The sequence below is a fragment of the Streptomyces turgidiscabies Car8 genome, assembly GCF_000331005.1.
Classification (GTDB): Bacteria; Actinomycetota; Actinomycetes; order Streptomycetales; family Streptomycetaceae; genus Streptomyces; species Streptomyces turgidiscabies.
Window position 1 is genome coordinate 1 of sequence record NZ_AEJB01000244.1, and the last position, 23,017, is coordinate 23,017.

The window sequence follows — 23,017 nt, forward strand, 5'->3', positions numbered from 1 at the left end:
GAGCACCCCCGGCGCCCCGCCGCCAGGACCGGCGCCCGCCGCCGTTCCCGCGCCGGCGCCCGTGCCGTCCCCCGCCGGTCCGACGCCCGCAGGTGCGCCCGGGTCGCCGCCCGGCGGCACTCCGGGTGACGGAGGCGCCCCTCCGTCGGGCGGCGACGGACAGGGCGGTGCGCCGGGCGACGGCGGGGCCCAGTCCGGGGACACGGGCGGCGGCGGTGACAACGTCGGCGCCGGATCGCGGGCCAGGGGGGCCACCAACCGCACCGGACAGGGCAGTCTGCGCGCCGGGACACTGCGCGAGGCGTGGACACACATCGGCGGGGACCGGGTCCAGGGCGACAAGATCGTCGTCCAGGTGCGGGCCGGTGAGCGGGACGTCGTCATGCGGGCGCTGTCCCCGACCACCGTCGAGACCGTCCGGCACGCCTTCCAGGCACCGCCCCGCTGGGACGACGTACTGGCCGACGCCTGGCAGCGGCGGTCGGTCGTGCTGCGGGGACCCGGCGGGGCGGGCAAGACCGCGGCCGGGGTACGGCTGCTGATCGCCGCCCAGGTGAAGACCTGGTACCTGCTGGACTCCGTCGCCGAACTGAGCCGGCTCACCGACCTCAAGCAACTCGGCAGCGGGGCAGGCCTGTTGCTCGACCGCCCGCCCGACCTCGGCGAACTGAGCGGCTCCCTCCTCCAGGGGCTGGAGGAGCTGCTGCGCCTCGCCGACGCCCGGCTCGTCCTGATCGCCGGACCCGAGGCCGAACTGGGGCGCGGGGCAGGCGAGTACGTACGGCGGATCGACCGCCCCGGCACCCTGAACACCGTCATGGAAGCCCATCTCGCCCATCTGCTGGGCGAGTTGGAGGCCGAGCGCGCGCTCGCCGCCGCCGGTGTCGGCGACCTCGCCGCCGAACTCCTCGACGACCATGCCGCCTGCCGGGACGCCGCCCGCCTCGCCGAGGTGCTGGCGCACGAGCACAAGGCCGGCGCCATCGACACCGACCATGTGCGCAGCCGGATGGACCGGGCCGGCGGAGAGAGCCCCGAGGAGTGGTTCGAGGGGCTCGGCGACACCGTGCTGCGCACCCAGGCCGTCGCCCTCGCCGTCCTCGGCGGACTGCCCCAGGAGGACGTGGCACTCGCCGCGACCCTGCTCCTGGAGTGGTTCCGCAGCGAACGCGGCATCCTCACACCCAGCGTCGAGCACGGCCCCGTACCGCTGCGGCACGACCCCTTCGCGCAGTCCCGGCGGCTGCTCGCCGAGAAGCTGCGCGCCCGCACCGTCGCCGCCGTCACCAAGGGCGCCCTCGGACGGCTGCCGTGCACGGTCGCCGAGTACCGCGACCCCGCCTACCCGCCCCGGATCATCCGGCACGTCTGGTCCGAGTACCGCATCCAGCGCGAACTCATCGGCTGGCTCGCGGAGTTGGTCGACTCGCCCACCCAGCAGGTGCGCAGTTTCGCCGGGACCGCCCTCGGACTGATCGCCACCGAGGCCTTCGAGTACATCGCCAACCAGGTCTTCGCCGACTGGGCCCGGGACGAGGACAACGGCTGGCAGCGCCGCGAGGCCATCGGGTACGCCCTCAAGGTCTGTGCCCGCGAACCCGCCCTGCGCGGCGGCGTCCGGGCACTCGTCGACGGCTGGTACCTGAGCGACGTCTGGCAGTACCAGGCGGCTGCCGCCCGCGCCTACGGGCTCTGCCTGGGCGGCGCCGACCTCACCGCCGCCGTCGCCGCGCTCACCAGGCTCGCCACCGTCGACAACATCCAGGTCGCCATCGCGATCGGCGACAGCTTCGCCGACCTGCTGGAGGAGGACCTCGCCGCGCACGCCCTCGTCGTACTGCGCGCCGTGGCCGAGATGGCGCACACCGCCGAGAGCCGCGCCTGCGGACACCTCGTCTTCCTGATCCTCGCCGACACCCTCCTCTCCGAGGAACCCGCGACCCCCGGCATCGCCCCGCGCAGCTGCCCCACCCTCCTGCGGCTGGCCGCCAAGGACCCGCCCGGCGGCGAACTGCGGCGGCTGCTCGGCTACTTGTGGGCCGAGGTGATCGGCGGCGAACTCTTCGGCGAGGAGGCGGAGAGCGTGCTCCAGAAATGGGCCGCCCAGGCCGAACACGATCCGCTCCTCCTGGACGACCTGGTCCGCATCCTCGTCGACGACGTCGCCGCCCGCAGTCCCCGTGCGGGCCGGCTCCTCGAACGCCATGTCACGCACTGGAACGAACGCGACAACTTCCGTCCCCTGCCCCGCTCCGCGGCCGTCCTCGGCACCGCTCTACGACTGAGACCGCCCGCTCCGCCCGATCGGCCAGGAGGTGCCCGGTGACCCAGCCGGTGTCCTTGATCGTCAACCAGTCGCCGGTGCCGCGCTTCGCCGTCGGCCCCACCAAGGCGCGCGAACCCCACCTCGCCGTCGTCTACGCCACCGCCTCCGGCGAGGTGGTCTGCGTCGACGGCCGTCCGCTCACCCCCGGCCAGCAGGTCTTCTCCCGCTACCGCACGCGGTACGAGGTCGACATGCGCCCCCAGCACCGCAGCGCGGTCCTGCGCAACAACCCCCTGGTCTCCCGGGACGGCGTCCACGCCTTCGAGGTCACCCTCTCCTTCAGCTTCCGCGTCGACGGCTGGGCGGGCGCCGAGGACTTCGTACGGGCGGGCCTCACCGACCCGCTGCCCCTCGTCCACGGGTACCTGATCAGCCTGTTCCACGGCGCCGGCCAACTGTTCTCCATCGAGGACTCGTTCGGCCTCCAGCGCCATCTGAACCAGCTCTGCGCCGCCCCCGCCCGACTGCCCCAGGGGCTCGTCGTGGACGGCTGCCAGGCCTCCGTACGCCCCGACGCCAAGGCGCTCGCCTTCCTGGAGTCGCTGATCGCCGCCGACTGGAAGGAACGCCAGGACTCCGCCGAACACGTGCCCGCGGTCGGCGGCGCCCACCGGGGCGGCCAGCTCGACGCCATCAAACAGGGCTACGAGATCGAGTCCACGAAACGGCAGGCGGACTCCTTCGCCGGCATGCTCACCAACAGCGAGGGCCTCATCCGGCACTACCTGGTCACCCACCCGGGTGACGCCGCCGGCGCCTTCGAGATGAGCCGCCAGCTGGAGTCGGCCCGGATGGCCACCGCCGAACTCCAGAACCAGCGCGCGCTGGGCCTGTTCCAGGTGATGGCCGAGAAGGGGCTGATCGTCGCCGGCGACCTCGACCTGCTGCGCCAGCAGCTCACCGGCCAGGTCGGCATGGCCACCGGCGGCCACGTCCCCCTCTCGGCCACGGCCCCGCCCGCCCTCCCGGGCGCCCGCCCGTGGGACGCCCCGGCGGCCCAGATCATGCCGGCACCCCACCAGACGCCGATGCCCCAACCGATGCCGGCGCCCGACCAGACGCCCGACTGGCCGTCGCCGAACGAACCCACGCCCACGGTGATCGTCCCCGCCGTCCCCGCCGCCGCTCCCGCCCCGGCGGCCTTCTCCGGCGCCGCGCTCATCTATCTCGTCCTCGACGAGTCCCTCGACCGGGGCTCCCTCGACGAACTCAACCGGGGCCTCGCCTCTCTGCACTCCGCGCTCTCCGGCGCCCCGGGCGTCTCCGCCGCGCTGCGGCTGTGCGTGCTGGGCATGGCCGCCGCCACGGAACTGAGGCTGCCCCTCGACACGGTGCTGCCCAGCACCCGCACCCCGATCCTCACCGGGCGCCCCGGGCTGTCGTACACCCACGCGTTCCGCACTCTCCAGGCGTTGCTGCGGCAGGACGTCGCCCTGGTGAAGACGCAGCGTACGCAGGTGCTGCGACCGATCGTCTTCTTCCTCACCGGCGGTGTCCCCGACGAGGGCACCGGCTGGCGGACCGCGTACGCCGAGCTGGTCGACCAGGGCGGCAGCTCGGTGGCCCCCCATCTGATCGCCCTCGGCCTGGGCGGCGCCGAGGCCTCGACGGTACGGACGCTGGCCACCCGCCCCGAGTTCGGCTTCATGGCGGCCCCGCACCAGGACGCGGCCTCGGCCGCCCACAGCGTCGCCGCCTTCCTGCGGGACACGATCGTCGGCTACGGACAGCGACTCGGCGCGGGCGACCCGCAGTTCGCCCTGGCGGCGCCGGACGGGTTCCGGGCGGCGGAGGACGCGCTGTGACGGCGGCGCAGAGAACAGCGGCAGAGCAAGGTTCAAGATCAGGATCAGCCCAGCAGAGGTCAAGCACAGGTAAGGACAAGTGACGATGATCGAAAGCAACCGGGGGCACTTGCTTCCCGTCTACGTCCTGGCCGACGAGTCGGGGTCGATGATCAACCACATCGGCGACCTGAACGACGGCCTGCGGTCCCTGCACCAGGCGCTGCTCGGCGAGCCGATGGCCGCGGCCAAGGTGCGCTTCTCCGTACTGGGCTTCTCGGACGACGTGATCGAGCGGGTCCACCTCGTCGACCTGCGCAGCGCGGGCGAGTTCCCGCTCCTGACCACCCGCGGCATGACGAGCTACGCCACCGCCTTCGAGGACCTGATCACCCGCATCCCCGCCGACATCCAGGGCCTCAAGGCCGAGGGGTACCAGGTGCACCGGCCCGCCGTGTTCCTCTTCACCGACGGACTGCCCAACAGAGGGGAGGACTGGCGCGGTGTCCACCAGCGGCTCACCGACCGGCAGTCGACCCTCGGCGCGCCGAACATCATCGCTGTCGGCATCGTGGACGCCGACCCGCACATCATCAACGAGGTCGCCACGCAGCCGGAGTTCGGGTTCATCGTGAACAAGGGTGTCGATGTCGGTGACGCCATCGCCAAGTTCTGCACCGCCCTCACCCGGAGCGTCATCGCCTCGGGCCGTTCCCTCGGTTCGGCCAGTCCCCAACTCACCGTCGACAAGCCGGAAGGCTTCACCGTCGCGATCGACGTGATCTGACGTGGCCCTGTTCGGCAAGCGGCAGAACGAGACGGAGCGCCGGCCCGACCGGTCGGAGCCCGGGCGGCGCCCGGACTCCGTACAGCGCCCGGACTCCGGGCAACAGCCCGATCCGGCACGACAGTCCGATCCGGCCCAACAGCCTTACGCAGTAAGGCAGTCCGGGGCTCAGCACGGCAACGGCACGGGCGTCCCCGGGCCCGGCATGGCCCCTGGCTCGGCTCCTGCCACAGCACCCGGCAAGGCCCCCGGCACGGAGAAGGCACCGGAGTCGGCATCCGAGCCGGGGGCAGCGGTACCGACGGAGGCGCCGGCACCGGCACCGGTGGGGATGAACATCGCCGGGCACTGGCGGCCCATCGTCGTCGGCAAACCCGTACCGCCGTTCGACACCGTGCCGCCGCGCGGGCTGTCCTACCGCCCGGACACCGTCTGCGACGGCTGGCAGACGGGGAAGATGGCCCTGCGCCTCGCCTCCGTACGCGGCTATCAGCACCGTTACGAGGGCCGCCCCCGCGAGGACGACGCGGCGGCGGCCTGGGACGAGGGCACCGGAACCGTGGTGTTCGCCGTCGCCGACGGAGTCTCCAGCGCACGCCAGCCCCACATCGGGTCCCAACTGGCCTGTCGCAGCGCCGTGGACGAGATGCTCAGCCAGGTCCGGGGCGAAGGCGCCGGGTATGTCGCCGACTGGGACAAGCTGCTGTCCACGGTCCACTGGCAGCTCGTCGAACAGGCCCGCCGTATCCTCCACCGCCCCGACGCGGGCCCCGAGGAGACGGCCGGACTGCTGGCGACCACCCTCGTGGCCGGGACGGCGACACCCACCGACCAGGGCGTCTTCGTCCACCTGATCTCGATCGGCGACTCGGGCGCCTGGCAGATCAAGCACGACACGTTCTACCGGCTGACGGGCGGCAAGGCGGCCGCCACGGACGGGCTCTACTCCTCGACCGTGGACCCGCTGCCCTTCCTCCCCGGAGTCATCCGTCCGCTCTCCTTCGCCCTGGAACAGCAGACGGTCCTGCTGGTCGGCACGGACGGGTTCGGCGACCCGCTCGGCGACGGAAAGGGGGCCGTGGCCCGCCACTTCTACTACGGACTGCTGCGCCCCGTACCGCCGTTGGGCTTCGCCCACCTGCTCGACTTCTCCCGTGAGACCTACGACGACGACCGCACGCTGATCGCCCTGTGGCCGTGGAACGACGCACCGGGAGGCCCGAGTTGCTGACCATCTCCTGGGTCGGGCGCGACAGGCTCGGCGACCTCCCCGCGAACCGGCTGGGCGACGGCGGACAGGGCGTCGTGTACGCGGTGCCCGACCCGCCCGGCAAGTTCGCCGGAGAGTACCTCGCGTACAAGGAGTACCTGCCGGCGGTGACCAGCGACGCCGACGCGCTCTACGAACTGGTCAACTTCTTCGACGAGTTGGGCCGCACCGACCGGCACGACCACTCCTACCTCGACAAGCGGCTCACCTGGCCCGTCGCGCTCGTCTACACCGGCGCCCGGCCGACGCGACCGCTGCCGCACGACAACCCCGGCACCACGGTCACCGGGTTCCTGATGCAGCGGATCACCGAGGAGTTCGAGCTCGACAGCGCACGGCTGGGCAAGGTGAAGCCGCAGGACATGGCCTTCCTGCTCAACGACGACGCGTTCACCCGATCACTGGGGCTGGACGTCGACGACGGGCGCCGGCTGCGGCTGCTCATCGACCTCGCGGCGATCCTCAACAGGCTGCACCGCCACCGGGTGACCGTGGGCGACCTCTCGCCGAAGAACGTCCTGTTCATGCTGGACCCCTCTCCCAAGTGCCTGCTGATCGACTGCGACTCGATGCGGCTGGCCGGGAAGGACGTCCTGCCCCAGGTGGAGACCGACGACTGGGCGGTGCCGGAGGCGGCGAAGGCGACGCCGGCCTCGGACACGTACAAGTTCGGCCTGATCGCCACCAGGCTCTTCAACCGGCACCAGACGAGCACCGATCTCACCGGGCTGCGGAACGTGTCGTCCGCTCTGGCGAACCTCGCCGAACGCAGCAGGGCCTCCGATCCGGGCGCGCGTCCCCCGATGGCGGAGTGGCTGCGGGTACTGGAGCAGGCACGCGCCCAACTGAAACAGCGACCGCCGGCGCCTCCGCGACCGCGTCAGTCGCGACCGGGTCCGCCGGTCACGCCTCGGCAACAGCCCGTGACGCGGCCGAACGCCGGGTTCCAGTTCCCCTCCCCGGGGTCGAACCCGCCCCCGAGCCGCCCGCGCCAGAGCCCGGTGACGCCCTTCCCGCAACCGGCCGCTCAGCCCAACCAGCCCACACAGTCCGCCCCTTACACGCCGTACGCCCCCTACCCGGCCCCTCAGCGCAGGCCCTCCCATCCGGGCCTCTCGGCAGCCGCCCGTGCGATCGGAGTGGTCGTGGTCCTGCTGATCGTCGCGGGAGGCTGGTTGGCCACGACGCGGTACTCCCCGTTCGGCGACACCGCGGCCCCCGGTGACTCCTCCTCGAACCCGTCCGCGTCCTCGGGCTCGACGTCAGGCTCGTCGTCGGACACGGTCGTCAAGTCGGCCCCCGATCCCACCGACTCGCCCGAGACCCCGGCGGAACCGGTCGTGGTGGACCGGGCCGTGGCTCCCGGAGCGACCGTCGACTTCTCGCAGGTCGTCGACGATCCGAGGGCGCGGGGGGTGGCGACGATGTTCGCCCACTTCTACGGGGCGGTCAACGAGCGCGACTACGCGAAGGCGATGCGCCGCTACGACCCCCACTCCAAGGTGGTGAACATCGACTCGGCCAAGAGCCGGCAGGGGTGGACGCACGACATGAGCACCACGCAGGAGTCCGACATCGCCCTGACCGCTCTGTCCGGCGACGGCACCTACACCCTCGCCACGGTCAGCTTCCGCAGCAACCAGGACCCCGGGTTCGGGCCCGCCTCGGACCCCCAGGACACCTGCGACGACTGGACGATCACCTACCAGCTGACCAACACGAAGGGCTACCGCATCTTCAAGGCGCCCAAGGAGGGGGTGAGTTACACGTCCTGCTAGGGGAAGGGGCTGAGGGCGGGCCGGTTGCGCGTGAACCCGCTCAGCCCCCGAACGCCTGCCCTTTCAGCTGGTCCACCGATCGGATCAGCAGCGCCTGACGCCCCGTCACTATCCAGCCCTGTCCCCGCCATTGCTCCAGCACCCGGCTCACCGTACGGCGCGAGCTGAGCACCAGACCCGCCAGGTCGTCCTGGGAGAGCGGCAGGGTGATGCGTACGCCGGTGCCGTCCGGGTCGGGATGGCCGCAGCGTTCGGCCAGGTCGAGGAGGAGGGCGGCGAGGCGCACCGGGACCGGTTCGGTGATGCCGGTGCGCTGGAGGTCGGCCTCGCGCAGTCGCCCGGACAGCGTCTGTTCCAGCGCGGCGGCGACTCCGGCGCTGGAGCGGGCCAGCGCCTGGAAACGGACGGCCGGCAGATGCAGCAGGTCGACCGGCGTCGCCGTGTGGAGCGAGGCCGAGCGGCGTCTGCGCTCCAACCCGGCCTGCTCACCGAGGAGTTCGCCGGGACCGCGCAGGGCCAGCAGCGCGCGGTAACCGGCGTGGGACTGGGCGACGACCTTGACCCAGCCGCGCAGCAGCACCACGAGATGGTCGGAGTCCTCGCCCTGCGTGAGGAACTGCTCGTCGGCGGGCAGCGACACACGGGTCGCACCTCGGAGCACCGCGGTGCGGTCCGCAGGCGCCAGGGCGTCCCAGAAGGTGGCCGGACGACGGCTGCCTGTTCCCGTCTCGGCCATGGAGTGCCCCCGGTCCAGGTGTGCGGCTGTGCAGAGGATATGTCGGCGGTACCCGTCAGTTGAAGGCTGCCCACTCCTGCAGCGCCTTCTTGGTGGCGAAGTCGCCGACGTTCGTGTCGACCGGGTCGTCGGTGTACTGGTGGAAGCGCCAGGTCGCCTCGATGCGGGGCTCGCCGGCCGTCACGTAGTCGGCTATCCAGAGTCCGTCGCCCGCGTAGGAGGTCGTGTCGACGTTCAGCCAGTAGCTTCTGTTGCAGTAGAGGACGACCCGGATGTCCGGCCGCAGCTCCTTGAGCTTGCGTATGAAGGCGTCCTTCTCGGCGTTCGACGCGTGGGTGCCGTCGCCCGTCGTCTCCCAGTCGACGGCGAGGATGTCGGCGCTGTCCCTCGCGGAGGCGTGGTCGAGGAAGTACTCGGCCTGGGCGGTCAGGTTGCCGGGCCACAGGAAGTGGTAGAAGCCGACCACGCAGCCGGCGTCGCGGGCCCGCTGTGTCTGCGCCACGAGCTTGGGATTGACGTACGAACGGCCCTCCGTCGCCTTGATGAAGACGAAGGAGAGGCCGTCCGTGTCGAAGGTGGCGGACTGGTACGCGCTCACGTCTATGCCGCGCAGCATGGGGTTCTCCCTGAAGTGCCGTTGGGGGGACAGGGGTTGCTGTTTTTTCACCACCTTTGCACAAGTGATTCCGCGTCCACAAACCTCCGAGTCACGGAGCAGCAGGCGAAGAACTCTCGTCCGGGACTCGCTGGAAACAACTCCCATGAGCTGGTCTCGGGCCCCCGATACGCTGTCGGTTCGATTTCGGGGGTACGGGGGTCAGTCGTGACAGATGGCTATGACGCCGTCCGTGAGGTGTCGGTGCCGTCGGGCTTGGGAGTGGTCGCCGATCTGGCGGCGGTGCGCGACTGCGAGCGGCCCGTGTGGCTGGCGCTGGGCGAGGACGGGACGATCAGCCGGTGGGACGCGGCAACCGGTGATCACGAGGCTGTCGGGACCACCACCGTTCCGGCGGAACCCGACGACGAACCATGGAACGATCGCCGGCTCCGCAGGCGCCTCCATGCCTCCCACGACGGCATGTTCGCCGCGGTGGTCAACGAGTACGGCCAGTTCGGCGAGGTGATCGACCTACGGACCGGCGAGGTCACGCTGGACTTGGACTGCCAGGGCTACGAGCAGGAGACTGTGCAGTTCTCGCTGGCGTTCGGGCGGCGCGACGGGCTCAGTGTCGTGATCCACCGCACGGACTGGAACCGGCTGGACGTGTCGGACGCGCGATCGGGCTCGCTGCTGACCGACCGGCCGATTCCCGCGCGCGCGGAGGGAGATGCCCGGCCGGAACATGATCTCGACTACTTCCACGGTGCCCTGTACGTGAGCCCTGACGGCAGGCGGATCCTGGACGACGGCTGGATATGGCATCCCATCGGCATCCCCTCAGTGTGGGATCTCGACCGATGGATCGAGGGCAACGTGTGGGAGTCGGAGGACGGTCCGAGCCGGGTCGATCTGTGCGCCCGGGGGTACTACTGGGATCACGGCATGACCTGGATCGACTCGGACCGGGTCGCCGTGGAGGGAATCGGCGATCACGACCCCGACATGGGGCCCGGGGCACGGATCTTCGACACGAGTCGAACCGATCCGAGCGGAAGGGCCGTAGAACTCCTCGCGTTCGACGGCCCGACCGGGCCGTTCTTCAGCGACGGCACCCGCCTGTTCAGTGGTGGTGACACCGGTCTGTCGACCTGGGACCCGGTCGAAGGGAGACTCCTGGGCGTCGTTCCCGGAATCTCCCCCACGCATCACCACCCGGGCGCCCGGCAGTTCCTTCAGCTCGCCGACGGCACGGTCCGCCTGTGGAGTTCGTGACCGGCTGTGGCACGCCGCTCGACCGGAGGCCGTTCTGATCACCTGTAGATCCTGCCGGGCTCGGCCTTGGCCGGAGCGAGCAGCTGGGAGACGGTCACGAAGGTGTAGCCCTGTTTGCTGAGCGCCTTCAGGATGGCAGGCACGGCAGGCACGGTGCCCTTGTGCAGCGGGTGGAGCAGGATGATCCCGTCGCGGTCGGCGCCGTCGAGGATGCGCTCGGTGATCAGCGCGGTGTCGTCCGTCTCGTAGTCCTTCGCGGTCACCGTCCACAGCACCTGCGCCACCCCCAGCTCTTTCGAGACCTTGGAGACGCGGTCGTCGGTACGGCCCTGGGGTGGGCGCATCAGCGTCGGCTCGCTGCCGGTGATGCCGGAGATGGCCCGTGCCGTGCGGCGCAGCTCGTCGCGGATCCGCGCATCGGAGACGTCGGTCAGCCTCGGGTGCGTCCAGGTGTGGTTCCCGATCTCGTGACCGTCGGCGGCGATCCTCCGCACCACATCAGGGAACTTGTTGATGCGCCGGCCCTCGAGGAAGAACGTCGACGGCGCCTTGTACTCCTTCAGGACGTCCATCAGCCGGTCCGTGGGTTCGCCCGGGTTGCCGTCGAAGGTGAGCGCGATGCACTTGGCCTTCCGGCAGTCCACCTGCCCCGACGGTAAGCCGGCCCCGGACGCGGCCCGCTCACGTTCCTCGCGCGGCGAGAGCGTCTCCATCCTGTACGCCCGGACGACCATGACGACGGTCACCGTCACGGCCGCCGCCACGGCCAGGGAAACGAGTATGAACAGTCGAGCCCGTCTCTTCGAAATCTTCACCTCAGGGAGAAGATTTCAGCGCCGGAGACGTTGCCCTGCGGCCTCGATAGTGAGGTATGACACGTGCGTTCGGCACGCTTCAGGCAAGACCCCGGGCAGCGCCACGACTCACGAAAGCTCCGGTCCCCGGCAGCGGGGTCGGCGCCGGTTCCCCTTCCAGTACGGCCTCGATGTTGCGCGCCGCCAGCCCCACCATCGCCGCGCGGGTGGCCTCCGTTGCCGAGCCCACATGCGGCAACACCACCAGGCGGGGCTCGGTCAGCAGCGGATCGGCGGGATCCGTACGTGGCTCGTTCACCATCACGTCCAGCCCCGCCGAGTGCAGCTTCCCGCCGCGCAGTGCGACGAGCAGGGCCTGTTCGTCGACGATTCCACCCCGTCCGGTGTTGACGAGCGTCGCCGTCGGTCTCATCAAGGCGAGTTCCGTCGCGCCGATCATGCCGGCGGTCTCGGGCGTCAGAGGAGTGTGCACGGACACCACGTCACTGGTCCTCAGCAGTTCGTCGAAGGTGACCCAGCCGGACAGCTCGTCGTCCTCCTTGCGGCGCGGATGGTGGTGCTGGACCCGCATGCCGAATCCGGCCGCACGGCGTGCGAGGGCCTTGGCGATCTGCCCGTAGCCGATCAGCCCGAGAGTCGCGCCCTGTACGTCGAGACCGAGAAAGGCGTCCATTCTGAAGTCGCCCCACTCGCCGCGCCGCAACGCGTCCATGCTGGCGCCGAGGCGCCGCCGTGCCATCAGGATCAGCGCCATCGCCACGTCTGCGGTGGTGTCGGCGAGCACGTCGGGGGTGTGGGTGACCACCACGCCGCGCGTGGCGGCGGCATCGATGTCCACGCCGTCGTAGCCCATCGACGCCAGCGCCACGACACGGAGGTCCGGGCCGGCCGCGTCCAGCAGGGCGGCGTCCACCCGGTCGCTGCCGAGGACGAGCAGTCCCTCGCAGCCCCGGGCCAGCGTGCCCAGCTCGGCTGTGGTGGGCGGTGTCGTCCCTTCCCACGAGGTGACGTCGTACCGGGAGGCGAGCCGCTGGACGGCGGCCCCCGGCAGACCGGTGCGGCTCACCGCGACACGCGGACGGGGTACGGGGGTGCCCGATGTGCCCGACATGCTGAACTCCCATGATCGGAGGAAATGTTGGCGGGTGGAGGCGGTGGCCGGGTGAGCCGGAGTGGTCGGGGGCCGGGCGGGCGGACACGGCCGCCGACCGACGGGCGCGACGCTGGTGGCCAGCCCCCGCGTGAGGGCGTCGTTGGACCGCGTGAGGGCGTACGCCGACGTCAGGGCGTCGTCGGATCCGCGAAGTCGAGGAGGACCTTGCAGGAGCGCGCCGGGTCGGCTGCCAGCTCGAAGGCTGCGCCGGTTCGCGCGACGGGGAGTACGGAGGTCACCACCGGGTCGGCCGGGAGGCGACCGTCGGCCAGTGCCCGAAGCACCTCGCCGAGCTCGGTGTCGAAGCGGAAGGAGCCGACCAGCCGCAGCTCCCGCGTGATCACGGCGTTCGCGGCGACCGGCGTGTCCCCGGGCGGGAGCAGGCCGAGGCCCACCACCAGACCGCCCCGGTCCACTCCGTACACGCAGGTGCGCAGTCCGGCGGGGTTGCCCGAGGACTCGATGGCTATGTCCGCCGCGAGTCCTTCCAGTTCGTCCCGCTCGGCCGCCGGGCCGCCGACCCGCACGGTCGAGGTGGCGCCCACCTGCTTGGCGACGGCCAGCGGGGCCTCGTGGACATCGGTCACGGTGATCTCACCGGCACCGGCGGCCCGCAGAGCCGCGACCACCAGGCAGCCGATCGGTCCGGCGCCGGTGACCAGGACCCGCTTGCCGCGTACGTCCCCGGCCTGCCGTACCGCGTGCCAGGCGACCGCCGCGGGCTCGGCGACCGCGGCGAGCCGCATGTCCAGGCCCTCGGGCAGGGGCAGCACCCGCTCCGCGGGCACCACCAGAACCTCCGCGAAGCCGCCCTGGACATGGGGATTGCGGGCGGCGCTGCCCAGATAGCCGGTGTCCAGACAGGTGTTGCGCCGTCCCGCGAGGCACTGTCGGCAGGTGCCGCAGGAGGTGAGCGGGTGCACGGCCACCGGGGTCCCGGGCGGTGGGGCCTGCGTGCCGGGGCCCGCTGCGCGCACCCGGCCGACGATCTCGTGACCGAGGACGAGCGGTTCGCGAATCCGGAACTCGCCGACCGCGCCGTGCCGCCAGTAGTGCAGATCGGAGCCGCAGATCCCGCCGTAGCGGATGTCGACCGCCACCTCGCCGGGCCCGGGTTCGGGCACCGGCCGCTCCTCCAGGCGCAGGTCGCCCGCCCCGTGGGCCACGACCGCTCGCATCGTGCTCGAGTTCATGTCCTCGGTCCTTTCTCAGATGACCGCGGTCAGGCCGCCGTCGACGGCGATCACCTGGCCGTTGACGAAGTCCGACGCGGGGGCGGCGAGCCACACGAGCGTTCCGACGAGATCCTCGACCGAGGCCCAGCGCTCGGCCGGGGTGCGGCCCCGGATCCAGGAGTCGAAGGCCGGGTCGTCGACGAGCGGGCGGGTCAGTTCGGTGACCACATAGCCGGGCGCCAGTCCGTTGACCGTCAGCCCCGAACCGGCCCACTCCGCGCACATGCCCCGGGTCAGCATCGCGAGGCCACCCTTGGACGCCGCATAGGCGGCGATGCCCGGACGGGCGAGCCAGGTCTGTACGGAACAGATGTTGACGATCTTTCCGCGGCGGCGCCCCACCATGCCCGCGGCCACGGTGCGGCCGACCAGGAAGGCGCTGGTGAGATTGGTGTGGAGGACTCGCTCGAAGTTCGCGGCGGAGACCTGGAGGAGAGGTTCGCGGTGCTGGACGCCGGTGTTGTTGACCAGGATGTCCAGCGGGCCGATCCGGTCCTCGATCTCCTGGACCCCCGCCTGTACGGCCGCCTCGTCGGTGACGTCGAAGGGTACGGCGTGCACCTTGGTCCCGGTGCGTCCGGCGAGTTCGGTACGTGCCCGTTCCAGGGCCTCGGGGTCGCGGCCGTTGAGGACGAGTTCGGCGCCCGCCTCGGCCAGTCCGGCGGCGAGGGCCGCCCCGATGCCCTTGCTGGAACCCGTCACCAGGGCCAGCCGGCCGGAGAGGTCGAACAGGGCGGGGCCCTTGACGGATCGTTCCGCCGAACCGTGGGCAGAACCGGTCATGACTGGTCTCCGTTCGGACCGTGTCCGTAGTAGTGCATGAGTGCGGCGTTGTCGGCGTCGCCGTGGCCCGCGGCGGCCAGCCAGCGGTGCAGTTCGGAGACGGCGGTGGTGACCGGCAGCGGCACTCCCGTCGAGCGCGCGTAGTCGCGGGCCGCCTCCAGGTCCTTGACCATGTTGCTGACTCGCCCGGTGGGCGTGAGGTCGACTTCGGCGAACTTGACGAAGAACTCCTGGAGCAGCGCCGAGTCGGCCCTGCCGCCGGTGAGCGCCGCCCGTACGTGCCGTGGCGGCAGACCGGCCGCCCGCACCAGGGCGGCGGCCTCGGCGAGGGCGGCGAACCCGCAGCCGACCAGCACCTGGTTGACGGACTTGACCAGCTGACCGGAGCCGGGCGGGCCGATGTGGGTGAGCTGGGAGGAGAGCGCCCCGAGCACGGCCAGCGCCCGTTCCACATCTGCCTCCTCGCCGCCGAGCATCAGCGTCAGCTCACCGCGCTCCGCGCCGGGCGCACCGCCCGACAGGGGGGCGTCGACCCAGCCGGCGCCGAGCTTCGCGGCTCGTTCGGCGAAAGCGCGGGTGCGTCCGGGGTCGATGCTCGACATGTCGATGACGAGTACGCCCTCCGGGCCGGTGGAGAGGATTCCTTCGTTGCCGAAGACCACCTGTTCGACGATGTCGGCGGTGTTGAGCGAAAGGATCACCACGGTGGACGCGGCGAGCTGTGCCGCCGTGTCCACCGGTTCCGCCCCGTCCCGGGCGAGTTCCGCCACCGCGTCCTGCCGGACGTCGTAGACCCGCACGGTTCGTTCACGCCGCAGCAGTCTGCGGGCGATGGCTGACCCCATGACCCCGAGCCCGGCGACGCCCACCTCCGATTGTCCTGACACTCAGACCTACCTCCAGAACCAAATGCTGTACTCGAAACAACATACTGAACTCAAGACGAGTAGGGCGCAACCATGTAAACCCATCTGTTCAACATGTTGGCGTGAGTCCTGCATGCTGTTACGGTCCTGATCGTCCGCAGCCTGCCGACAGCGACAGCGACCAGAAGAACCCCGGTCCGCGCCGCGCGCTCGTCGCACCGAGGCGAGACGGGAAACGGAGAGGATCATGAAGGACGAGGCCCAGGTGGTGCTCGGGATCGACCTCGGCACCACCGCGACCAAAGTCGTCGCGGTGGACGGTGCCTACCGGGTGGTCTCGACTGTCGAGCGTCCCGCGCCCCTGCGCACAGGGCGGCACGGGGAAGCTGTCCACGACCCGGAAACGGTGCTGGCCGGGGCCGTCGAAGCGGTACGGGAGAGCGTGGGTATCTGCGCCGGGCGCGGTCTCTCGGTCGTAGCCCTGTCCTTCAGCGCGGCCCTGCACACCCTGCTCGCTCTGGACTCCTCCGGCGAGCCGCTGACCCCGGCGCTGAGCTGGGCGGACACCCGGGCCGCCGGCATCGCCAGACACCTGCGGGCGCCGGGGAGCAGCCACGGCACCGGGATCGGCCGGGCCGTAAGGGACAGTGGCCGCGCCGCCGCAAGCATCGAGTGTGCCGATGCCGACGCACTGCACCGGGCGACAGGAACCCCCGTGCACTCCATGGCCCCGCTCACCAAACTCGCCTGGTTCACGGCACACGAGCCGGAACTCATGAGGCGTACGGCCACGTGGTGCGGCCTGAAGGACTACGTCCTCTCCCGGTTCACCGGCAGGCTGGTCACCGACCTGTCCTGCGCGTCCGCCACCGGCCTGCTCGACATGCGCACCACCCGATGGCACGGTCCCGCCCTGGACATCGCCGGGGTGAGCGCCGACCGGCTGCCCGAACTCGTGCCCCCGACCGCCGTGTTCACGCTGCTCCCGGAAGCCGCCGCCGTACTGGGGCTGCCCGCCGGACTGCCCGTGGTGGCGGGCGCCGGGGACGGCCCGCTGGCCAATCTCGCCGTCGGGGCCACCGCGCCGGCCACCGCCGCGCTGTCCCTCGGCACCAGCGGCGCCCTGCGTGTCGTACGTGACAGGCCGGGTGTGGACGAACGCTGCCGGGTGTTCTGCTACTACCTCGCGGACGGCCTGTGGGTGCTCGGCGGCGCGGTCAGCAACGCCGGGGTCGTCGCCCAGTGGGCCGCCGAGTCCTTCGGCGGTGTCGACGTGGGCGACCTGTTGAAGGAGGCGGCCCAGGTGGAGCCCGGCGCCGAGGGCCTGATCGCCCTGCCGCATCTGCTGGGGGAACGCGCCCCCTGGTGGGACCCGGACGCGCGCGGCGCCCTGATCGGGCTGCGCCGCGGACACGGCCGGGCCCATATGACCCGGGCGATGATCGAGGGCGTGGGGCAGCAACTCGCCCTCGTCCGCGACTCCTTGCTCGCCGCCGACGCGCCGGTCACCTCGGTACGGGCCACCGGGGGCGCCCTGCGTTCCCCCCTCTGGGCGGAGATCGTCGCAGCCGCGCTCGACATGCCGCTGGAGATCACCGACGACGCCGCGGGCTCCGGCTTCGGCGCCGCGCTGCTCGCGCGGCACGCGCTCGGCGATCTGCCCTCGCTGACCTCCCCGGTGTCCGGTGCCCGCGCCCACCGCACCGTGATCCCGGATCAGGCGGCGGCGCGGCGACTGGCGGAGACCCGGGGTCTCGGCGAACAGCTCTACCAACTCCTGCGCGGGGTCCAGGAGCCGCACCGGTGACCACCGCTCCGGCGTCCCGCCGCAGCCGTGCCGCCCTCCACGACCGTGACCAGGGGAAGCAGAGCGAAGGCCACCCCATAGGGCGCGGCGGGTCCGTCCAGCCCGAGGAGGGGCGCGATCGGGGCCGCCGCGCGCAGCGCGAGAGCGCCGAAGGCGACCCCCGGCCCGGCGGCGAGTCGCTGGACCGTACGCGCTGATCGCCAAGTACGCCGGGGTCGAGCAACGGACGCCTCGCGCACCGTAGTTGGCGTACCGTCCGGAAAACGGAGAGCGACCCCCGCGTCGAGCCAGGACGCGCCCGTCCCCCCAGGCGGCCGGCGCACCCCCGAACCGAACCAGGCCGAGCGGGACCGGGGCCGGCAGACCCGGCCAGGTCAGCCAGGCGATCGCCCGCGGCAGATCCGGCCCGCGGGTGGCGCCCAGCACCGCCGGTCTGCCGACGGGCACCATCATTGCCCCGCCGATGCCCTGCGCGACGCGCGTCGCGACCAGCTCGGGCAGATCTCCGGCCACCGCGCAGGGCGCCGAGGCGACGGTGAACACGGCGATCGCCCGGACGAAGACCCGGAGGGCGCCGTTGCGGTCGGCGGTCCGGCGTGCAGGGTGCTCTTCGCTCGTCACCGACGCGTGCCCGCCCCCTGGCGGTCAGGGGACACGGGTCCTGGCACTCCGGTCCGGGACGTTCGCCGGGACTCGGCTGCCCTTGCGGTGCGCGCGCACGGCGCTGGGCGCTCGCACCTGAACGCCGGGCATCCCCGGCCGTCGACCCCGACTGTGCGTACGGCTGCCGTACCGCCGTCGCGGGGCCCGGACATGCTGCGGGCCCGGAGCATGTCCGGCAGGGTCGGTCAGCCCTGCTACGCCCCGCCCGCGGCGGTGGCGTGCACCGCGTGGCCGCCGAACTGCCGGCGCATCGCCGCGAGAGCCTTGAGCTGGTCCGCGTCCGGCTTGCGCGAGGCGAAGCGGGCGAAGAGGGCCGCGGTCATGGCGGGGGCGGACACGGAGAGGCGTACCGCCTCCTCGACTGTCCAACGGCCCTCACCGGAGTCGTCGACGTGGCCGGAGAGGGTGGCAAGACCCGGGTCCTCCTCCAGGGCACGGACGAGAAGATCGAGCAGCCAGGAGCGGACGACCGTGCCGTGCCGCCAGGAGGCGAGCACCTTGGGCACATCGGGTACGTACTCGCCGGCCTCCAGCAGTTCGTAGCCCTCGGCGAGCGCCTGCATCATGCCGTACTCGATGCCGTTGTGAACCATCTTGGAGTAGTGACCGGCGCCCACCGGACCCGCGTGGCACAGCCCGTCCTCGTCAGGGGCGAGCGACTCCAGCAGTGGCCAGACGCGCTGTACGTGCTCGTCCTCGCCGCCGCACATCACGGCGTAGCCGTTCTCACGGCCCCAGACGCCGCCGCTGACGCCGCAGTCGACGTAGCCGATGCCGTGCCCGGCGAGCATCAGGGCGTGCTCGGTGTCGTCGCTGAAGCGCGAGTTGCCGCCCTCGACGATCACGTCGCCGGGGGACAGCAGTTCCGCGAGCTGGCGCAGGGCCTGGCGGGTCGGTTCGCCCGAGGGGAGCATCAGCCACACGACGCGGGGCCCGGTGAGCTTGCCGACGAGTTCTTCCAGCGAACCGGCGTCACGGTCCGGGGAGGTGCGGCTGTAGCCGAGCACCTCGTGGCCGCGGTCCCGCCAGCGGGCGGCCATGTTGCCGCCCATACGTCCCAGGCCGACGATTCCTACCTGCATGTGCCCTCAGTCCTTCGTGTGGTGATCGGAGTCGAACGAGCCGCCGCGGAGCAGGCCGAGGACGACGCTGTTGTCCAGGTCGCCGAGGCCCTGCGCCTCGACCGCCGCGTACATCCCGGCGACGGTGGTGGAGAGCGGCAGTGTGACGCTTTCGTCGGAGGCGCTGTCCAGGACGAACCCGAGGTCCTTGTGGAGGTAGCGGGCCGGGCCGGACGGAGTGAAGTCGCCCTCGGCCAGATGGTGCCGTTTCTGCGTGAGCACCTCGGAGGAGGCGAGGCCGCCGGCCAGTACGTCGAGGAGTGCGGCCGGCTCGAGGCCGCCGCGCTCGCCGAGCAGGACGGCCTCGGCGAGCGCGACCAGGGTTCCGGCGACGACGAGCTGGTTGCACGCCTTGGCGAGCGAGCCGGCGCCGGTGTCCCCCAGGCGCCGTACGGTCGAGCCCATCGCCTCCAGGTAGGGGCGGATCAGTGCGACCGTCTCCGCAGGGCCCCCGGCCATGATCGACAGGGTGGCGTCGCGGGCGCCGGTCACCCCGCCGCTGACGGGAGCGTCGACGACCGTGATGCCCTGTGGGCGCAGCTTCTCGGCGAGGGCGCGCACCGCGACGGGGGAGACGGTGCCCATGACGACCAGGGTGTCCATGACCGGCCGGCCGGAGCGCAGTCCACCGGGACCGTCCAGCAGCTCGATCACCTGGGGGAGATCGGGGAGCATGGTGAAAACGATCCGCGCGGCGGCGGACACGTGCTCCGGTCTGCCGGCGGTGCGGCAGCCGGCGGCTGCCGCCTCCTGGAGCGGGAGCGGGCCGCGGTTCCAGGCGAGCACGTCGAAACCCGCCCGCGCGAGGTTCACCGCCATGGGCAGTCCCATCGCGCCGAGCCCCAGGAAACCGGCGGTCGCCGGTCCGGGCCGCCCGGCGCCGGGCGCCGGACGATCGGCCTCGGCGCCGGGGCTCTTGTCAGGGCTCATGTGCCGGCCCCCGCCGGGGCGTCCTGACCAGCCGTCAATTCAGCGAGTCTGTCGGTGAGTCGGGCGCTGCCGACCACCTCCCGGTTGACGACGAAGGGCGGGACGCGGCCCGCCGCCACCGCCAGCACGGCCCGGACCGCGCTGCCGCCGTTCCCGGCGGACATCTCGTCGGTCCATGCCAAGGCGTGCGGGCTGAGTACGACATGGTCCATGCCCAGCAACGGGTTGTCGGGGGAGGGAGGCTCGCTCTCGAACACGTCCAGTCCCGCGCCCCTGATGCGCCGTACCCGCAGTGCCTCGATCAGCGCGGCCTCGTCCACGACGGGTCCGCGGGCGACATTGAGGAGGACGGCCGTGGGCTTCATCAGGGACAGCCGCCGCGCGTCGACGAGATGACGGGTCTCGTCCGTCAGCGCGCACATCACGATCACGGCGTCGGCCTGGGTCATCACGGTGTCGGCGTCCGCGAGCCGTACTCCGAGTGCGGCGGCGGTCTCCGGCGGGCAGTACGGGTCGTACGCCACGATGTCGACCTCGAACGGTGCGAGCAGCCCGACCAGATCGCGCGCCGTGTTGCCGAGTCCGAGCAGACCGATACGGCGGCCGGTGAGCCCGAGGCCCATCCACCGCTCCTTCTCGGCCCAGCGCCCTTCCCGTACCAGCCGGTCCTTGGCGGTCACGTTGTGGAGCACGGACAGAAGCAGGGTGAGAGCCGCGGTGGCGACCGGGCGCCGGGCCCCGTCCGGTGTGATGGTCACCAGCGCGCCGTTGCGGGTGCACGCGTCGAGATCGACCGCGTCGTAGCCGACGCCGAAGCGGGCGAAGAGGAGCGGCGGGCGGTTCGCGCCCTCGAAGGTGCGTGCCGTGACGGCGGGGCCGGCGAACAGCACGGCGCCCAGGCCGTCGACGTCGGTGGCGAGGAGTTCCGCGGTGTCGCGCGGCAGGTAGTGCCAGTCGATCCCGGCGGCGTCGAGTTCGCCGAGCCGGATGTCGCCCCACACGTTGTGGCCCTCCGCGTCCAGGAAGTCCCGGCTGACGCCGACTCTGAATTCCGGGGTGCCCATCACAGCACCGCGATCGGGTTGACGGGCGAACCCGTGCCGCCGGGGACGTTCAGCGGTGCCACGACGAACAGGAACTCGTAGCGGCCGGCCTGCGCGCAGGCCGCCGAGAGCGCTTCGAGGTCGAGGTTGTCCAGCAGCGGGACGCCCATGGCGGTGATCGCGAGGGCGTGCACGGGGGAGTGCAGCCCTTCGACGGGTGAGGGCCGTACGTCGCTGTCGCCGTCGCCGCCGAGCAGCGCGATCCCTCGCTCGGCGAACAGCGGCATGGCGTCCACATGGAAGCCGGCGCTCGCGGAGTCGGGGTTCCAGGCGCCGAGTTCGGCGCGGCGCCGGAAGTGGCCGGAGCGCAGCAGTACCGCGTCGCCGTCGCCGACGGTGACGCCGAGCGCCTTCTCCGCGGCGGCGACGTCCTCGGCGTGCACGGCCCGGCCGGGCTCCAGCCAGTCGACGCCGAGGACGGCGGGCAGGTCGAGGAGGACGCCCTTGGTGACGAGCGGGCCGAGCGCGGACACGTCGCCGAAGCGGGCGCCGCTCGCGTCTACGACCTCGCGCGCGGTGCGGCCGTCGTAGAGCTGACCGCGGTACGCGATGTGGGAGAGGGCGTCGAGGTGGCTGACGCCCTTGCCGTGGTAGTCGACGGCGATGAAGTCCTTGTGGCAGGACGGTTCGGGGGCTTCGACGTCGCCGAGGTCGGACATGTAGTGGAGGGCGGGCTTGCCGTTGTCAGGGCCTGGCACCGTGTTCCACGGCAGGGCCGTGGGGACGGTGGTGCCGGTGCGGACCAGGGCGGTGGCGCGCCGTGCGTGCTCGGGGGTGACCCCGTTCCACGCGCCACGGTCGGCCTCGTCCGGGGCCCAGCGGCCCCAGGTGCGCAGCTCGTCGAAGAGCGTGTCGAACTCGGCGCGGGACAGGGTGGGTCCGTTGTCCGGCCGGTCGCCGGAGGCGTCCCCGGCGAGGCCGGGGGCGGCGGAGGACGGATCGTGCGGGCTGCTGGTCATCTGCTGCTCAGCGCTCCAAGGCTCGGAGGGTGCCGTCGGCGGGCCCGGAGGGCGCTACGGTCGAGGCGTCCCGAGGGATGTGAGGAATCTCGACGGCAAAGCGTGCGCCGACGGCATTGTCGTTCGGGGGCACACGAGAGACAATAGCCAACATGCTGAACGACGAACAGAATGATGGGTGGAGTTGGTGGTGAGCGCAAGTGATCCGGGCAGTCTTGTTCCTGCCGTGACACGGGCCGTGGCGATTCTCGACGCACTCGGCGAGGCGGAGGGCCGCCCGCTGTCGGTGAGCGAGATCGCGCGCGCCCTGGGCCTGCCGAAGTCCTCGACGGGCAATCTGTGCGCCTCACTGGAGGCGGCCGGAATGATCGCGCGCAACGGTTCCGGCTTCAGCCTGGGGCGCAAGCTCGTCGAGCTCGGCGGCCGCTATCTGGCCACAGTCGATCAGCTGCGAGACTTCTACGAGCTGTGCCGACGCAGCGCCCACATCTCGAGAGAGACCGCCCGGGTCGCCGTGCTCGATGGCCTGGACGTCCTCTACCTGGGGCGTTACGACGGTACGCAGCCGTTGCGGCTGACCGCCAACATCGGTGACCGCTTCCCTGCGAACTGCACGGCCACCGGCAAGGCCATCCTGTCCATCCTGGACCCGGCGGTGGCCGAGGACCGGCTGCGCGGCCGCACTCTGCCCGCCCTCAGTGAGCGGTCCATCACCTCCGTGCCGGCCTTGATGGCGGACCTGGCCGAGACCCGCGAACGTGGCTACGCGATCGACGACGAGGAGGCCACGGCGGGCATTCTCTGCCTTTCGGTGCCGGTCAACGGCTTCCGTACGGACTCGGCGCCGTTCGCGATCAGTGTCACGGTGCTCAAGGCCCGGCTCGACGACGAGTTCCGCGAGGCGCTGCTCAAGGACCTGCGCGTCATAGCGGCGGGGCTGGAGAACCCCATGCTTCCCCAGGGGGCACCGGCCGGCGGCGGCTGAGCCCCCGGGGCGGCGGCGCCCCCTTCGACATCACCCCACGGCG

The 23,017-nt window shown here is 71.8% G+C and carries 19 protein-coding genes and 1 pseudogene; 9 read left to right on the forward strand and 11 right to left on the reverse strand.

Translation table 11 applies throughout. The features are described 5' to 3' along the window. The 5 genes and pseudogenes from STRTUCAR8_RS16040 to STRTUCAR8_RS16060 all read left to right on the forward strand — a co-directional run. Positions 1-2,326: pseudogene (locus STRTUCAR8_RS16040) on the forward strand (hypothetical protein); the annotation flags it as partial. Then, positions 2,323-4,131 (forward strand): hypothetical protein, encoded by a 1,809-nt coding sequence (locus tag STRTUCAR8_RS16045; protein WP_006376841.1) that lies wholly within the window; start codon positions 2,323-2,325, stop codon positions 4,129-4,131. The pseudogene STRTUCAR8_RS16040 and the gene STRTUCAR8_RS16045, both read left to right, overlap by 4 nt. 85 nt (positions 4,132-4,216) lie before the next feature. Further along, a complete protein-coding gene (locus tag STRTUCAR8_RS16050; protein WP_006376834.1) occupies positions 4,217-4,897 on the forward strand; it encodes a vWA domain-containing protein in 681 nt (226 codons plus the stop codon). 1 nt (position 4,898) lies between these two features. Continuing rightward, the gene (locus STRTUCAR8_RS16055) at positions 4,899-6,128 is read left to right on the forward strand and encodes a protein phosphatase 2C domain-containing protein (protein ID WP_006376836.1); all 1,230 of its coding nucleotides are present in this window, start codon (positions 4,899-4,901) and stop codon (positions 6,126-6,128) included. Next, positions 6,095-7,945, forward strand: a complete 1,851-nt coding sequence (locus tag STRTUCAR8_RS16060; RefSeq protein ID WP_143666529.1) for a hypothetical protein — start codon at positions 6,095-6,097, stop codon at positions 7,943-7,945. The genes STRTUCAR8_RS16055 and STRTUCAR8_RS16060 overlap by 34 nt, the downstream gene beginning before the upstream one ends. Positions 7,946-7,985: 40 nt before the next feature. On the opposite strand, the gene STRTUCAR8_RS16065 is transcribed toward STRTUCAR8_RS16060, so the two are convergent. Together STRTUCAR8_RS16065 and STRTUCAR8_RS16070 are read right to left on the reverse strand one after the other, a co-directional pair. Then, positions 7,986-8,681, reverse strand: a complete 696-nt coding sequence (locus STRTUCAR8_RS16065) for a Crp/Fnr family transcriptional regulator (protein WP_006376849.1) — start codon at positions 8,679-8,681, stop codon at positions 7,986-7,988. A 55-nt stretch (positions 8,682-8,736) separates the two neighbouring features. Next, positions 8,737-9,297 (reverse strand): GH25 family lysozyme, encoded by a 561-nt coding sequence (locus STRTUCAR8_RS16070; RefSeq protein ID WP_006376850.1) that lies wholly within the window; start codon positions 9,295-9,297, stop codon positions 8,737-8,739. A 207-nt stretch (positions 9,298-9,504) separates the two neighbouring features. On the opposite strand from STRTUCAR8_RS16070, the gene STRTUCAR8_RS16075 reads away from it, so the two are divergent. After that, positions 9,505-10,554 (forward strand): hypothetical protein, encoded by a 1,050-nt coding sequence (locus STRTUCAR8_RS16075; RefSeq protein ID WP_006376840.1) that lies wholly within the window; start codon positions 9,505-9,507, stop codon positions 10,552-10,554. Between the two features lie 38 nt (positions 10,555-10,592). Here the strand turns inward: STRTUCAR8_RS16075 and STRTUCAR8_RS16080 are convergent, their stop codons facing one another. The 5 genes from STRTUCAR8_RS16080 to STRTUCAR8_RS16100 all read right to left on the reverse strand — a co-directional run bounded on the left by STRTUCAR8_RS16080 (position 10,593) and on the right by STRTUCAR8_RS16100 (position 15,427). Continuing rightward, the gene (locus STRTUCAR8_RS16080) at positions 10,593-11,369 is read right to left on the reverse strand and encodes a polysaccharide deacetylase family protein (RefSeq protein WP_006376846.1); all 777 of its coding nucleotides are present in this window, start codon (positions 11,367-11,369) and stop codon (positions 10,593-10,595) included. 79 nt (positions 11,370-11,448) lie between these two features. Continuing rightward, complete coding sequence (locus STRTUCAR8_RS16085; RefSeq protein WP_006376838.1) at positions 11,449-12,480, reverse strand: 2-hydroxyacid dehydrogenase; 1,032 nt, start codon at positions 12,478-12,480, stop codon at positions 11,449-11,451. A 170-nt stretch (positions 12,481-12,650) separates the two neighbouring features. Next, positions 12,651-13,715, reverse strand: coding sequence for an L-idonate 5-dehydrogenase (locus STRTUCAR8_RS16090; protein ID WP_006376835.1), 1,065 nt, complete (start codon positions 13,713-13,715; stop codon positions 12,651-12,653). 15 nt (positions 13,716-13,730) lie between these two features. After that, positions 13,731-14,540, reverse strand: a complete 810-nt coding sequence (locus STRTUCAR8_RS16095; RefSeq protein ID WP_006376833.1) for an SDR family NAD(P)-dependent oxidoreductase — start codon at positions 14,538-14,540, stop codon at positions 13,731-13,733. Further along, entirely contained in the window at positions 14,537-15,427 is an 891-nt protein-coding gene (locus tag STRTUCAR8_RS16100) for an NAD(P)-dependent oxidoreductase (RefSeq protein WP_006376832.1), read from the reverse strand. The genes STRTUCAR8_RS16095 and STRTUCAR8_RS16100 overlap by 4 nt, the downstream gene beginning before the upstream one ends. Positions 15,428-15,653: 226 nt before the next feature. Here STRTUCAR8_RS16100 and STRTUCAR8_RS16105 point away from each other — a divergent pair, with 226 nt between their 5' ends. Further along, positions 15,654-17,213 carry a gluconokinase gene (locus STRTUCAR8_RS16105; protein ID WP_006376842.1) on the forward strand — a complete coding sequence of 520 codons (1,560 nt, stop codon included), beginning with the start codon at positions 15,654-15,656 and terminating at the stop codon, positions 17,211-17,213. Beyond that, positions 17,210-17,410: a hypothetical protein gene (locus STRTUCAR8_RS16110; RefSeq protein ID WP_044472296.1), complete on the forward strand. Its 201-nt coding sequence runs from the start codon at positions 17,210-17,212 to the stop codon at positions 17,408-17,410. The genes STRTUCAR8_RS16105 and STRTUCAR8_RS16110 overlap by 4 nt, the downstream gene beginning before the upstream one ends. A gap of 660 nt (positions 17,411-18,070) precedes the next feature. Here the strand turns inward: STRTUCAR8_RS16110 and gnd are convergent. From gnd to STRTUCAR8_RS16130, 4 genes are read right to left on the reverse strand one after another with little or no spacing between them, the layout of a single operon-like run. Beyond that, on the reverse strand, positions 18,071-18,958 hold the full coding sequence (gene gnd / locus STRTUCAR8_RS16115) for a phosphogluconate dehydrogenase (NAD(+)-dependent, decarboxylating) (protein ID WP_006376845.1): 888 nt from the start codon (positions 18,956-18,958) through the stop codon (positions 18,071-18,073). Between the two features lie 6 nt (positions 18,959-18,964). Continuing rightward, positions 18,965-19,927: an NAD(P)-dependent oxidoreductase gene (locus STRTUCAR8_RS16120; RefSeq protein ID WP_006376839.1), complete on the reverse strand. Its 963-nt coding sequence runs from the start codon at positions 19,925-19,927 to the stop codon at positions 18,965-18,967. Beyond that, positions 19,924-20,991, reverse strand: coding sequence for an NAD(P)-dependent oxidoreductase (locus STRTUCAR8_RS16125; protein ID WP_006376848.1), 1,068 nt, complete (start codon positions 20,989-20,991; stop codon positions 19,924-19,926). Before STRTUCAR8_RS16125 ends, STRTUCAR8_RS16120 begins: the two co-directional genes overlap by 4 nt. After that, positions 20,991-21,989: a cyclase family protein gene (locus STRTUCAR8_RS16130; protein WP_006376851.1), complete on the reverse strand. Its 999-nt coding sequence runs from the start codon at positions 21,987-21,989 to the stop codon at positions 20,991-20,993. The genes STRTUCAR8_RS16125 and STRTUCAR8_RS16130 overlap by 1 nt, the downstream gene beginning before the upstream one ends. Before the next feature lie 190 nt (positions 21,990-22,179). Between STRTUCAR8_RS16130 and STRTUCAR8_RS16135 the strand changes: the two genes are divergently transcribed. Then, entirely contained in the window at positions 22,180-22,974 is a 795-nt protein-coding gene (locus STRTUCAR8_RS16135) for an IclR family transcriptional regulator (protein ID WP_234372755.1), read from the forward strand. Positions 22,975-23,017 lie beyond the last annotated feature (43 nt).